The 14,460-nt window shown below is 43.4% G+C and carries 11 protein-coding genes; 8 read left to right on the forward strand and 3 right to left on the reverse strand.

The features are described 5' to 3' along the window. The first annotated feature begins 3 nt into the window (after positions 1-3). Positions 4-1,368 carry an aminodeoxychorismate synthase component I gene (gene pabB / locus R7Q39_RS28230; RefSeq protein WP_017820445.1) on the forward strand — a complete coding sequence of 455 codons (1,365 nt, stop codon included), beginning with the start codon at positions 4-6 and terminating at the stop codon, positions 1,366-1,368. A 365-nt stretch (positions 1,369-1,733) separates the two neighbouring features. On the opposite strand, the gene R7Q39_RS28235 is transcribed toward pabB, so the two are convergent. Together R7Q39_RS28235 and R7Q39_RS28240 are read right to left on the reverse strand one after the other, a co-directional pair. After that, complete coding sequence (locus tag R7Q39_RS28235) at positions 1,734-3,434, reverse strand: ATP-binding protein (protein ID WP_017820446.1); 1,701 nt, start codon at positions 3,432-3,434, stop codon at positions 1,734-1,736. Between the two features lie 7 nt (positions 3,435-3,441). After that, positions 3,442-3,981, reverse strand: coding sequence for a heme NO-binding domain-containing protein (locus tag R7Q39_RS28240; protein WP_005388282.1), 540 nt, complete (start codon positions 3,979-3,981; stop codon positions 3,442-3,444). 231 nt (positions 3,982-4,212) lie between these two features. On the opposite strand from R7Q39_RS28240, the gene R7Q39_RS28245 reads away from it, so the two are divergent. The 5 genes from R7Q39_RS28245 to R7Q39_RS28265 all read left to right on the forward strand — a co-directional run bounded on the left by R7Q39_RS28245 (position 4,213) and on the right by R7Q39_RS28265 (position 10,359). Then, positions 4,213-4,812, forward strand: coding sequence for a CoA pyrophosphatase (locus R7Q39_RS28245; protein ID WP_005376901.1), 600 nt, complete (start codon positions 4,213-4,215; stop codon positions 4,810-4,812). Between the two features lie 345 nt (positions 4,813-5,157). Next, complete coding sequence (locus R7Q39_RS28250) at positions 5,158-6,411, forward strand: aromatic amino acid transport family protein (RefSeq protein WP_005388284.1); 1,254 nt, start codon at positions 5,158-5,160, stop codon at positions 6,409-6,411. Positions 6,412-6,508: 97 nt separating this feature from the next. Continuing rightward, complete coding sequence (locus R7Q39_RS28255) at positions 6,509-7,870, forward strand: L-serine ammonia-lyase (RefSeq protein ID WP_005376899.1); 1,362 nt, start codon at positions 6,509-6,511, stop codon at positions 7,868-7,870. Positions 7,871-8,081: 211 nt separating this feature from the next. Continuing rightward, positions 8,082-9,797, forward strand: coding sequence for an EAL domain-containing protein (locus tag R7Q39_RS28260; protein WP_031778938.1), 1,716 nt, complete (start codon positions 8,082-8,084; stop codon positions 9,795-9,797). Between the two features lie 94 nt (positions 9,798-9,891). Beyond that, the gene (locus R7Q39_RS28265; protein WP_025767296.1) at positions 9,892-10,359 is read left to right on the forward strand and encodes a GNAT family N-acetyltransferase; all 468 of its coding nucleotides are present in this window, start codon (positions 9,892-9,894) and stop codon (positions 10,357-10,359) included. Between the two features lie 89 nt (positions 10,360-10,448). Here the strand turns inward: R7Q39_RS28265 and queD are convergent, their stop codons facing one another. After that, on the reverse strand, positions 10,449-10,811 hold the full coding sequence (gene queD, locus R7Q39_RS28270) for a 6-carboxytetrahydropterin synthase QueD (RefSeq protein ID WP_005376896.1): 363 nt from the start codon (positions 10,809-10,811) through the stop codon (positions 10,449-10,451). Between the two features lie 293 nt (positions 10,812-11,104). On the opposite strand from queD, the gene R7Q39_RS28275 reads away from it, so the two are divergent. Both R7Q39_RS28275 and asnS read left to right on the forward strand, forming a co-directional pair. After that, entirely contained in the window at positions 11,105-12,730 is a 1,626-nt protein-coding gene (locus tag R7Q39_RS28275; RefSeq protein ID WP_042522778.1) for a methyl-accepting chemotaxis protein, read from the forward strand. Between the two features lie 189 nt (positions 12,731-12,919). After that, the gene (gene asnS / locus R7Q39_RS28280) at positions 12,920-14,320 is read left to right on the forward strand and encodes an asparagine--tRNA ligase (protein WP_017636101.1); all 1,401 of its coding nucleotides are present in this window, start codon (positions 12,920-12,922) and stop codon (positions 14,318-14,320) included. Positions 14,321-14,460 lie beyond the last annotated feature (140 nt).

The following is a 14,460-nucleotide window of genomic DNA, read 5'->3' on the forward strand; positions in this document are numbered from 1 at the left end:
AACATGGACAATCAATTCATTGATTTTAAAGCGTTGGAATACGCACCAGAGTTTGCTCTTCACCTTTTTTCTCGCATTCAACACCTACCTTGGGCGATGTTGCTGCGTTCTGCATCAAAAACGCATATCGATAGCCGCTTCGATGTGTTGGTCGCCAACCCGATTGCAACGTTAGAAACCACTGCCGACAACACACAAGTTGAAACGCCATCGAATGCCTATTCAACTCAAGATGACCCATTCACGCTGCTTCATCAATTGCAAGAACAGTGGCTTCCTCACGTAGAGTTAAATAAAGAATTGGATTTGCCTTTTGTTGGTGGTGCGCTCGGTTACTTCAGTTACGATTTAGGTCGCCGCGTAGAAACGATGCCAGAAGTGGCAGAAAAAGATCTCAACACGCCGGATATGGCGGTAGGTCTGTATGAATGGGCCGTTGTTGTTGACCACAAGCTTAAAAAAGCATGCCTAGTTGGTCAGAATATCGAGCAAGCTTGGCAGTGGTTAAACGAGCAAAAAGCAGAACAAACCGTTGACTTCGCTTTGTCTGGTGCTTGGCAGTCAAACATGACGAAAGAGAGCTACGCTACTCGCTTTGACAAGGTGCAAGAATACTTGTTGAGCGGTGACTGTTATCAGATAAATTTGGCGCAGCGCTTTAACGCACCGTATCAAGGCAGCGAGTGGCAAGCGTATCTGAAATTGGAGTCCGCCAACCAAGCGCCATTCTCAGCGTTTATCCGTATGCCTGAGTCTTCGATTTTGAGTATCTCTCCAGAGCGCTTTTTAGAGCTCAAAGATCGCGTCATTGAAACAAAACCAATCAAAGGTACTCGCCCACGCAGCGAAGATCCAACGAAAGATAACGCTAATGCCCATGACTTGCAGACAGCGGAAAAAGATCAGGCAGAAAACCTGATGATTGTCGATTTGCTGCGTAATGATATTGGTCGAGTTGCATCACCGGGTAGCGTCCACGTGCCAAAGTTGTTCGATATTGAAAGCTTCCCTGCCGTGCATCATTTGGTGAGCACCATTCGTGCAAATTTGGATGAACAATACGCTCCTGCGGATTTGCTGCGAGCGTGTTTTCCAGGCGGTTCAATTACGGGAGCACCTAAAGTTCGCGCAATGCAGATTATTGAAGAACTGGAGCCGCATCGACGCAGCGCGTATTGCGGCAGTATTGGCTACATTTCACGCCATGGTCGTATGGACACCAGCATTACTATCCGAACTCTTGTAGCGGAAAAAAACAAACTTTACGCTTGGGCTGGCGGCGGCGTCGTGGCAGATAGCGATTGCGCCTCTGAGTATCAAGAAACGTTGGATAAGCTTTCAAAGATTTTGCCAGCGCTGCAATCGTAGGTTTCAACAGCACACAACGCCGCTTTAATGCTATTGACGAAAACAATCTAAAACGCCTCCAGAACGGATAATGCCGCTCATTTAACAGCGAGTGGCATATTTCTGTATCTCATCACCCTGCACAGCGACGAAGGAGCGTGATACAGGTTCTTCTATTCAAGCACTTTGTGGTCAAATTTGTTTCATTACCCGCTCATCGTGTTGCTACTAGATTCTTAGTCTCGCCAAGGCTCGCTAGAATGACCCAAAAAACATCGTTAAACGATCGGCATTATCCAGTTTGGTGCGTTTTTTTGTGTGTTTTATTTGCATGTACTTTAGCTTTTAGCCGTTGGCCAACAAACATACTTTTTAAGAGGCAGCGTCTACTGCTCAAGCCACTTACACATAATCTGTTCGATATCGGTTGCGGTGTACGGCTTAGTGAGTATGTCGTCCATGCCTGAATCAATGCACTTTTGACGCTCTTCGATGGTAGTGCCAGCGGTTAATGCAATAATAGGATGAGTAAAGCCACGCTCTCTCAGATACATCGTCGCCTCATAACCATCCATTTCTGGCATTCGGCAGTCCATGAATATCAGTTCGTAGTCTTTACTTTTCACCGCTTCTAATGCTTCTTTTCCGTTGGCTTTTAAATCAGGTGTAATGTCGAGTTTTTTCAGCATTTGAGTAACAATGACTTGATTCATTCTGATGTCATCAACCACTAATATTGAGCGTCCTGCTAAATCGCTTCGCTCTATAGTGACCAATTCCCCCTCTGCTGTGCCTTGTGCTTGCCCTTCCTCAAGAGGAATAGCAACTTTAAAAGTTGTCCCTTTGCGCTCTTCACTCTCAAAGCTAATTTGACCTTGCATCAAATCCACGAGGTTTTTACAAATCGCGAGACCTAAACCTGAGCCTTCAAAGCTGCGTTTCGCCGAGCGATCAACTTGGACAAATGGGTCAAAGAGTGACGGCTGTGCTTTTATTGGGATGCCAATACCAGTGTCTTCAACCTCAAAATAAGCCGTGCCGTTAAGCCATTCCACACGTAACACGACACCACCCAAGTGAGTAAACTTAATCGCGTTTCCCACCAAGTTAACCAAAATTTGTGTAATGCGCTCTAAGTCACCGACTAAAAATTCAGGGATCCCCAGCTTTTTGTCGATAGAGAAATGGATGCGTTTTTCCGCAGCCTTAGCTGCAAATACACCCATGATGGCTTTTTCAAGCTCCTCCCAGGCAAAAACTTTATGTATGATTTCCATCATACCGGCATTCATCTTACTGAAATCAAGAAGATCATTAATGATAACTCTCAATAAGTCCCCTGATTGAGTCAAATTGCTCAAGTATTGACGCTGCTCTTCTTCTAATTGGGTTCGACTCAATAACTCCGCACTACCCAATACGCCATTGAGAGGAGTTCGCAGCTCATGGTTAATCATGGCGACAAACTCCTTCGTCGCTTTCTCTGATTCCTCAGCCCGCTTTCTCAGCTCGACCTCTCGCTCTAAACTTAAGTGTCGACCAATAACACCATGAACTAAGTCAGACACGAGCTCCATCTGTTTGGAAATAAAAGACTGATCGATTTGATCTTGCAACACAGAGAAAATCAACTCCCCAACCGTTTCCCCATCAATGATAACTGGCAAATGCAAATTCTCTCCCTGCCAATTAGGAGTGGTGAAAATCTCGTTGTTATGACGAAGCTGTATGTGACCAAAGTGATGACGACGCAATGAGCTCAGCTTTGTAGCGTCAAGAAACAAGTAAGCCGCAGAAATGATCGAGTTAGAAGTGAGCTGCTCAATAAAGCTCGCTATCATTGCTTCATCGAACGTGCTCGATAAAAAAGTACGACCGAACTTAATCAACGTCGCATCAATTTGCTCTTCAAACTCAAACTTACGAAGATCCTTTTTAGATTTCAGCTCCAGCTTTTTCAATGCAACACTGAGTTGCTGGTTGGATTCATATAACTCTAAGCTTTTCTGTTCCAACAGCTGCTCAGCTGCTTTTCTTGATGCAACTTCTCGTTTGAGTTTCCTTTCTAATGAGGAACTTCCCGTCATATCGTTCTTATTGAGCCTCTAACCAAAAACGTACTTTGCTGCCATCCTCTGACTGGTTTTGATGTTTGATATGAACTACCTCACCAAAATGCGCAGCACAGCCTTTTATCAATCCTAAGCATACGTGAGACATACATCTTGCGCTGTGGTAGTCAAATACCAATTGGGATTGGTTTTCACTAATGAAATCAAATTGCGGAGGGTTAGCATCAGGATAGAGCTTCTTAACTTCGACATGAATAAAGTCTTCAACATGGCGAACAAATTGAAACGTCGTTTCACACTGTTGCAAACTGGCGTGACTAGGAATGGAGCGAAGTAAATTCAAAAAGACGCACTCTCCAAACACTTCTTGCAGTTGCTCGGGGGGAACACCAGATACTTTACTGAGATTCACGATCAACTTAACCAAGTCTTTGTGATCGTAACTACCAACAGCGGTGTAAACACCTTCATCGTTAGAAAGATCGAGAACTTGGTCTAACACATCAAGACCGAATTTCTCTTCTACTAACTCCATGAACTCGGTGAAAATAATCCCTTTCATTGGCCAATACTTGTCCTATAGTGACGTCCTAAAATAAAGAATGGTGTATAACCTTATAAGTTTCAAATTAATATGTTCAAGCAGAGTGAGACACACAACACAAAGAGGGAAAGTGCTGGCGAGTGCTTTAATGCGAATGTTTTATTTGGTAACCAGTAACGATAACGCCATACGCTTTGCCGTCTTTGAGTATAATAAATAATGGTTAGGCACGATAAATAAGGACTCAGTTTGGTTATCGACAAAACTCATTTACTACAGAACTTTCAATTTCGGCTTCCAACGGGCTACCACAAAGAGTCCCTTGCACGACTGAAATGGATGAAAGAAAAGTCCCTGAGAGATGCGGCAGTCTTAATCGGTTTTGTGGAACGCGATGACGGGTTACAAGTCATTCTGACTAAGCGTGCAGCCCACTTACGCCATCATCCGGGACAAATCAGCTTTCCCGGTGGCAAATATGAGCAGGAAGATATTCAGCTCGTGAATACCGCTTTAAGGGAAACCAAAGAAGAAGTTGGGATAGAAGATGAGCATATTCATGTGTTTGGTCAACTGCCTACACTACCAACGATTAGTCAATTTAATGTGACACCTTTTTTGGCTTTTGTTTCTCCGGAATATAAAACGCATATTGACCCAAATGAAGTAGAGTCAGTTTTTGAGGTTCCTGCCAACCATATTCTGAACCCCAAAAAATTGTATAGCACCAAATTTGACCTAAAAAGAAGCAGTCATCGTGTATTTGCTATCCCATATAGACAGCATTTCATCTGGGGCATGACGGCACAAATTATCGAATCAATGCAAAAACATATTATTTCACATTAAACAGTTGTTGATATCGGTGCTTTTATAGGCGCGATCATTATGCGCATCAATATTAATAAAACGTTGCTTCATAAACATTCATTCACATTAGATTAATTTTCCATTTTCACCGCAAACGCTTGCGGTGAAATAAATTTATACAAACAGCCCTATTGATAAGTTTTTCTAATTTTACTCATTAGCAGAAATCACGAGTAGCACATCATTTTCGTGATAAAAAGCAGGTTTTTGACATATCATTCAATAAGCGTAAGCAATAAATGATTTAGATCTAATTTTCCTAGTGTAAAATCTTGCAAAATTACTCCCGACTTATTTCCTGTTCCCAAAATGAGTAACTAAAAAATGAATACAACTACTTCTGCGGTTTCTACCGCACAATCGTCTAGTAAGTTTTCTTACAAAGACTTTACCTGGTGTCTGTCCCTTTTTGGTACGGCAGTAGGTGCAGGTGTACTGTTCCTTCCTATTAAAGCAGGTGCAGGTGGCTTCTGGCCATTAGTAATCCTAGCCCTAATTGCAGCACCAATGACTTGGTTCGCACACAAATCTTTAGCTCGTTTCGTTCTTTCTGCGAAAAACCCTGAAGCGGACATCACCGACACAGTAGAAGAGCACTTTGGTAAGACTGGCGCAAACCTTATTACGTTCGCTTACTTCTTCGCTATCTACCCAATCGTACTTATCTACGGTGTTGGTATCACAAACACAGTTGACTCTTTCCTAGTTAACCAAATGGGCATGGAATCTATTCCTCGCTGGCTACTTTCTGGTGCACTTATTGCTGCAATGACAGCAGGCGTAGTATTCGGTAAAGAGCTTATGCTGAAAGCAACTTCAGCAATGGTTTACCCTCTCGTGTTCATCCTACTAGCACTGTCTGTATACCTAATTCCTGGTTGGAACACTTCAATGATGGAAGTGTCACCTGACTGGGGTGCAATGCCAGCTATCGTTTGGCTAGCAATCCCTGTTATTGTGTTCTCTTTCAACCACAGCCCAATCATTTCTCAGTTCTCTAAAGAGCAACGTCGTGTATATGGTGATGACGCAGTTAAGAAAACTGACGCTATCACTGGTGGCGCAGCAATGATGCTGATGGGCTTTGTTATGTTCTTCGTTTTCTCTGTTGTACTTTCTCTGTCTCCAGAGCAACTAGCAACAGCGCAAGAGCAAAACATCTCTGTTCTTTCTTACCTAGCAAACGTGCATGAATCTCCACTGATCTCTTACATGGGTCCATTGGTTGCTTTCGCAGCGATCACCTCTAGCTACTTTGGCCACTTCTTAGGTGCGCACGAAGGTCTAGTTGGTCTAGTGAAATCTCGTTCAAAATCACCAGTAAGCAAGATCGAGAAGATGTCTCTAATCTTCATTGTAATCACAACTTGGATCGTTGCTATCGTTAACCCAAGCATCCTAGGTATGATTGAAACAATGGGTGCACCGATGATTGCGGCAATCCTATTCTTGATGCCAATCTTCGCAATGCAAAAAGTTCCTGCGATGGCTAAGTACAAAACTTCAGCACCTGTGCAAATTTTCACAGCAATCTGTGGTCTTGCTGCAATTAGTTCTGTAATCTACGGCGCTCTTTAATCATCTCTGCCCAGTGCAGTATGATTAATCCAAAAATATAACGATAAAATTAAGCCTCCCAACTCCCCTTGGGAGGCTTTCTTCTGAGGTAATCGATATGATTAGTGTTTTTGATATCTATAAAATCGGTGTTGGACCTTCAAGCTCACACACTGTAGGCCCAATGAAAGCGGGTAAAGAGTTTATTGATGATCTTCGTGCAATGGGAAAACTGCGCGACATCACTAAAATCACCGTTGACGTTTATGGATCACTATCACTGACAGGGAAAGGTCACCACACAGATATTGCTATCATCATGGGTCTTGCAGGCAACACTCCTGAGAAAGTTGATATCGATTCTATCCCGGGCTTTATTGCTCGTGTAGAAGAAACTGAACGCCTTCCCGTTGGCATGCACTGTCACACAGTATCGTTCCCACGTGAAGGTGGAATGAACTTCCACAAAACAAACCTAGAGCTACACGAAAACGGCATGCAGATCCACGCTTGGATTGATGACGAAAAAGCGTACTCAAAAACTTACTACTCTATCGGCGGTGGTTTCATCGTTGATGAAGAAAATTTCGGTAAAGAAGCTGAGAACCCAGTAAAAGTACCTTACCCGTTTACAACGGCAGAGGAACTGGTTAACCAATGCCACGAAAGTGGATTGTCCATCAGCGCACTAACCATGAAGAATGAGCATGCGCTTCATTCAGATGAAGAAACTCGTACTTATTTCGCGAACATCTGGCGCACAATGCGCGAGTGTATGGATCGCGGTATGAATGAAGAAGGTATTTTGCCTGGTCCACTGCGTGTGCCTCGCCGTGCAGCAGCACTTCGCCAGCAGCTACTTACTTCAGAAAAGACAACAAACGACCCAATGTCTGTTGTTGATTGGGTAAACATGTTTGCTTTCGCAGTAAACGAAGAGAACGCAGCAGGTGGCCGCGTTGTTACAGCACCAACTAACGGTGCGTGTGGCATCATCCCTGCGGTACTGGCTTACTACGATAAGTTCATCCAAACTGTGACTGAAAAAGATTACATCCGTTACTTTGCAGCTTCTGGCGCAATCGGAGGTCTTTACAAGCGTAACGCGTCTATCTCTGGTGCAGAGGTTGGCTGTCAGGGTGAAGTTGGCGTGGCATGTTCTATGGCAGCAGCAGGCCTTGCTGAGCTTATGGGTGGTAGCCCAGAGCAAGTATGTATGGCAGCAGAAATCGCGATGGAGCACAACTTAGGTCTAACGTGTGACCCAGTTGCAGGTCAGGTTCAGGTTCCATGTATTGAGCGTAACGGTATTGCGGCAGTAAAAGCAATCAACTCTACTCGCATGGCACTACGTCGCTCTTCAGCTCCAACTGTTTCTCTAGATAAGGTTATCGAAACCATGCTAGAAACAGGTAAAGACATGAACGCGAAATACCGCGAAACATCTCAAGGTGGTCTAGCAATCAAAGTGATTTGCTAACACGCCTTTCTGAATACCAATCAAAACCCGAGTTTATGCTCGGGTTTTTTTATACCTAAAAAACCCAGGAAAATGCGTTATCAGGACAAGTAAAAAAAAACTAAAACGTTGAATATATCCAAATATTATGGATATCTCAGTAAAAAATCACATCTCTTCCCTAGCTTTATTGATAACGTAGCCAAAAATTAAACTTGGAGCACATCAACACATGATTAGGTTTGAAATTGGAAACCAAATCTGCGTTTGCTTGTCCGAAAACGAAATATCTCTAGAGCTCAATCAGTCACTCCACCACTCCATTCCTGTCAACCCAAATGAGTACGCCATTCTGTCAACTATCGCCACATACGGCAGTTTAAATACGCCGATTAGTCAGCGGTTAATAGAAAGCAAAATCACTCAACAATACAAAATGACACTGCCTGAAAATGGCTTTAAAAACGCGGTGGCCGCTCTAAGAAAGAAATTTCGCAAGCTCACGGAAGAACACTTAACCACTAACAAAAACATTATCGAAAACATTCACCGGACCGGATACTTCATCCCTTTTACTATGCAAAACAACCACCAGAATGGCATCGAACATCAACAGAAGATCAATCAATACACAACCAATAGTCTTCGAAAAGCACTTCGTATTTGCCTGCGTAACAAAAAGATCTATTCAGAAGCGATGTGGGTTGTGTTGATCACTGCGATCATTTTCTTTGCTATCTGTTACTACGCGATAAACAGCATCGTTAAACATAATTATCTGGATAACGCCTTCGAAATTGCAGAGAGCCTTTCCCGCAGGAGTTGCTTTGCTAATGAAAGCGAACTGAAGTCGCTATTTGATAATGTGAAGTTGGTGGAATCGAGCATGATGCTAGATCGTTTCAATATTCGATGCTTAGTCACTCCAGAAACCGTTGTCCCTGTCAGCAAAAAAGCCTTTGAAGAGTGGAGTAACAATAACAATTACACGACCCAATCATTTGACTTAAATAACGCAACTGTTTTGGTTCGTGTTAAAAACATTAACTTATCCGACAATGTTGAAAATCATATTTCACGTTTTTTTCTTTCCGGTATGAAGCTATCAACGAATACCGGAACGTCGTTAGAGATTGGTAACACCAATGAACGCTTTTTCAATTATCACGTAAAGAATAGTGGCTATAAAGAGGTGTATTACATCTCTGGACCGTTTCAAAGTATCATTCTACTGAGCTTACTTTTTCTCATTATACTGCGTCACCGCTCCCTACAAGCCTTTATGGCTTACTTGTGCGCAATTCGACAATTCAAAATAAAACTGGAACCGATTTATAACACTTCGGCACAAAAGATTGTGCACTACGAAGCCCTCTCCCGGTTTAAGGTAAAAAATACGCAACGGTTTATTGAAACACTGATCCGCAATGGATTGCTGCTAACTCATACCTTACTGGTGATTGATTCCATCTACACCAAACAAAAAGCGTTGCCCATCCCTATCAGCATTAACGTTTGTCCTTCTTTGCTGCGAGGGCGTAACTTTTCAATCCTATATAGAGAGCTATCTAATCGGGATTGCCGTTTGCTGACAATCGAAATCACAGAAAATGCATCGATGTATTATACCTCTGAGATTTATGGCAATGTCGCGAAACTAAAAGCACTGGATTGTAAAATCAGTATTGATGACTTTGGCACCGGCAATAATAATGTGGCGCTTATCAGCAAGCTGAATCCTGACTACCTCAAAATCGACCGAGAATTTGTTATTGGCCTAAAATCTGATGATAAAAAGATAGAAACCTTGCGTCAGTTAATTGCTATGGGCAATACGTATCGCTGCACGGTCATTGTTGAAGGCGTAGAAACGGCAGACAGTGCTCACTTACTCACAACATTGGGCGCCTATATTCACCAAGGTTATTATTACCCTCTTCATTGCTAGCTTTTCTTCACTCGGTTAGTTACTTAAAATAGATTTAATACTCTATAAAAACTCGTGGTGGCATAACGGTATGCCGCCAATTTGTGATTGAGCGATGATTGCGATTAAACCCACCAAACTGAAAGATTTTTCAAGTTTGATGCAATTGGATGTGCAAGAAGAGCAAAAAGGATTTTTTACACCGTTTGAAATGGCTTACCAAAAACGCAGTAAGTCAGAGGCGTTCTTTACGATTTATTCTGATGACCTATTAGTAGGCTATCTTGTTATCGATAAAGGTTTCTCCCAACATGCGCCGTTTGCTAAACGATACGAACTGGAGCTTAAATACTTGATGATTGATCAACGTTTCCAACGTCAAAGGGTTGGGAGTGAGGCATTGCGTAAACTGTTCCTTTATGCGTATACCATTAACCCTAAAAGCACCTCTCTTTGCGCCACTGTCCCACAAAGTCAGCAATACGCTATCAGTTTTCTTGATGCGTGCGGATTCATTAATACAGAGGAAACAACATTGGGTGATAATGAAAAAGAATGGATTCTACGACACCCATTAAGCTAGCTGGTGAAGCATAATCAAAATTGGGCCATTCAGACACAACAAAGGCAAGCTTCTCTCTTGCCTTTGTTTAATGCTCAATAGAAAGTGACTTATTCGCCTTTGTAAATACAACCCGCTGTGCACGTTTCTTTGATTTCGACTTTACTTAGCAGTGGTAAGCTTGGCTTAAGCTGCTGCCAAATCCATTTTGCTAACACTTCGCTAGTCGGGTTCTCTAACCCTTCAATGTCGTTTAGGTAGTAATGGTCTAAGCGATTGTAAATTGGTTTAAATGCAGCTTTGATCTCTGCAAAATCCACTACCCAACCTGTATGTGGATCAACTTCACCTTCTACATAAAGACGAACAAGGAAAGAGTGTCCGTGCAAACGACCACACTTGTGACCTTCTGGTACGTGTGGCAAATGGTGTGCTGCTTCGAACATAAACTCTTTGTATAATTCTGTTTTCATCTTGATTCTCAGGCTTTAAAAAGACAGGCAATACTAAGGAATTCGCTGCCAAGAGACAAGCGTTACCCCATACAAGCGTAGCAAAAACTTCCGCTGGTTCCTGGCCTCTTTGCTATCACTCACACCAAAGCGCCGTATTTCTGTCACGCGCCAAACATTTGATTACACAGCACTCACATCACAATTACATATCCCCAACATGTGTGGGGTCACAATCATTCATTTCGTTGTTCGCAGTGCGCATTTGTGCACATTAATATTGTGCAGTTCGTTCCAATTACACTTATAAATTTATGCGCTCAACTATCACTTTTAAGCTCTTACTGGCGTTAATTGCTGTCTTCAGCTGCGTTCTAGCTGCCTCTACGGCTTACCAATACCATCAACAAAAAACCTTAATCAATGATGTTCTTAGTGAACAACTCCATGATAAGGCTAGTAATTATTTCGATAGCCTAAATATGATGATGCTTACGGGCACCATGTCGCAAAAAGAAACCTTACGTCAAAAGGCCCTGGCCCAAGAAGGCATTGAAGCAGTTCGCGTGTTGCGAGCTGATACTGTGACCAAACTTTACGGACCTGGGCAACAAAACCAGCAGCCTGTCGATGATATTGATCAACGAGCGTTGAATGGTGAACTGGTGATTGAACCAATCTCAGCCGATTGGGGCAAAGGGTTAGTAGTCGCACTACCAATGAAATCGAGCGAAAATTACCGTGGCACCAACTGCGTTTCTTGCCACGTTGCACCAGCAGGAGAAGTGTTGGGCGCGATTCGCTTGGAATACAACATGAATCATGTCAATTCAATGATCAGTAAACAGGCAATGTTTGCGATGGGAATAATGGCCGTAATCGCATTTGTGGGCTTCATCATAACGATGAGTTTGATTCAGAAAATCATTGTACGACCAATTCAAAGAACGTCGAAATTCATGTCGAATGTGAGCCATAGTAAAGATCTATCTCAACGACTGATGCATCACCAACAGGATGAAGTGGGCCAACTTTCTACAGCCATCAATTCATTCATGGACACGGTCTCCGAAAGCTTAGAACGTGTGCAAGACACCTCTCACTCACTTGCCGACTCCGCGAGTAAACTAACTGCTGTCGCGCAGTCCACAGATAAAGCGGCCAATAACCAACAGCTAGAGACCAGCGAAGTACAAAGCAATATCACCGATATGCTGCAGCAACAAACTGCTGTTGAGGACTCGACTAACAACGCTACTGTTTTGGTCAATCACACCGTTGATGTCGCCACTCATAGTGCAAGCCAAGCACACAATGTAAGTGAAGACATCAAACAACTAGTAAGTAACATTGATACCGTACGGGAAAAAATCAGCTCTCTAAACCAAAGAACCGAAGAAGTGTCGTCCATTCTTGTGGTTATTAAGGGTATTGCAGAACAAACCAATCTGCTCGCGTTGAATGCTGCTATTGAAGCCGCCCGTGCCGGAGAGCAAGGGCGCGGTTTTGCGGTCGTCGCGGAAGAAGTGCGTAACCTGGCTTCTAGGACGGCTGAGGCCACTGGTAATATTGAACATATCATTTCTCAATTCCAGCAAGGAAGTGAAGAGTCATTAACTTCTGTTGATACCGTCTGCCAGTTTGCTCATCAACGCTCTGTCGATGTCGAGGCACTATCAGCCACAATGCATAACGTTGTTGACGAAATGCGCCAAGTGCTCAGACATGCAGAAGATATCCAAAACCAGACGCAAACCACATCTGATGTAAGTCAGCATATTCAATCTAAAATAGATGTGATCACACTGCATGCTAACGACACATCGCAATCAGCATCGCACACGCGTGATATTAGTGTTGATTTAGAGCATCTATCCGAACGTTTAGAGCAATTACTAAACCAATTCACACTTTCAGAGCACAAAAGAGTGAATAAATAGAGAGATTCTCCCCATCAAAACGAATATAAAGGTTGATGCGAGCGAATTGAGAGGTAATATGTCTCGTTGAATCTGTAAAATGCTACCCAACTCAGCGCTTAGCTTGTTTTTTGAACAAAAATGTTATTAGACAAGTACTTTAAGTAAGCGTTGAGTTGAATTTTTACCTCAATGGAGAATATTGAAAACATGACTTACGCGCCTGTATCAGACGTATTGAAAGGTCAGCTAGCAGTAGACAGCGAAGTGACTGTTCGTGGCTGGATCCGTTCACGTCGCGATTCCAAAGCTGGAATCTCTTTCCTTGCCATATATGACGGCTCTTGTTTCGACCCGATTCAGGCCGTGGTCCCAAATAATCTTAATAATTACGAAGACGAAGTATTAAAGCTAACGACTGGCTGCTCTGTTGAAGTAACTGGTAAGATTGTTGAATCTCCAGCAAAGGGTCAAGACTTCGAACTTGCTGCCACTGACGTTAAAGTGGTTGGTTGGGTTGAAGATGCTGAAACTTACCCAATGGCAAAAACTCGTCACTCAATCGAGTACCTACGTGAAGTTGCGCACCTACGTCCGCGCACAAACGTAATCGGTGCAGTAGCACGTGTACGTAACTGCCTATCTCAAGCAATCCACCGCTTCTACCACGAGCAAGGTTACTTCTGGGTATCTGCGCCGTTGATCACGGCTTCAGATGCTGAAGGCGCTGGTGAAATGTTCCGCGTATCTACGCTAGACATGGAAAACCTTCCTCGCACTGACGCTGGTAAAGTGGACTACAACGAAGACTTCTTCGGTAAAGAGACGTTCCTAACCGTATCTGGTCAGCTAAACGCAGAAGCTTACGCTTGTGCGCTAAGCAAAGTTTACACTTTCGGCCCTACTTTCCGTGCTGAAAACTCAAACACAAGCCGCCACCTAGCAGAATTCTGGATGGTTGAGCCTGAAGTTGCGTTCGCAGAACTGGATGATGTAGCGAAACTGGCTGAAGACATGCTCAAGTACGTGTTTAAAGCAGTGCTTGCCGAGTGTCGTGATGACCTTGAGTTCTTCGCTCAACGCATCGACAAAGAAGCAATCACTCGTCTAGAGCAGTTCGTTTCTTCTGACTTCGCGCAAGTTGACTACACTGACGCAATCCAGATCCTTCTTGATTCAGGTCGTGAGTTCGAATTCCCAGTTGAATGGGGTATCGATATGTCTTCTGAGCACGAGCGTTTCCTTGCTGAAGAACACTTCAAAGCACCTGTAATCGTTAAGAACTACCCGAAAGACATTAAAGCATTCTACATGCGTGCTAACGATGACGGTAAAACAGTTGCAGCGATGGACGTTCTAGCACCGGGCATCGGCGAAATCATCGGTGGTTCTCAGCGTGAAGAGCGCCTAGACATTCTAGATGCACGTATGCGTGAAGTGGGTATCGATCCTGAACACATGAGCTGGTACCGCGACCTACGTAAATACGGTACAGTGCCACACGCAGGCTTCGGTCTAGGCTTTGAGCGCCTAGTATCTTACGTCACTGGTATGGGCAACGTTCGTGACGTGATCCCATTCCCACGTACTCCTCGCTCTGCGAACTTCTAATCACTTTTTAGTGATATTGAATTAAAAAGACCTCCCATATGGAGGTCTTTTATTTTGTACGAATGTGCCGTCCTAAATAAGGTTGACACTTTCCACCCCCAAAATTGGAGAGTGTTATGAAATCAACAACTAAAAGAACT

It is taken from the genome of Vibrio sp. 947, assembly GCF_033339115.1.
Taxonomy (GTDB): Bacteria; Pseudomonadota; Gammaproteobacteria; order Enterobacterales; family Vibrionaceae; genus Vibrio; species Vibrio alginolyticus.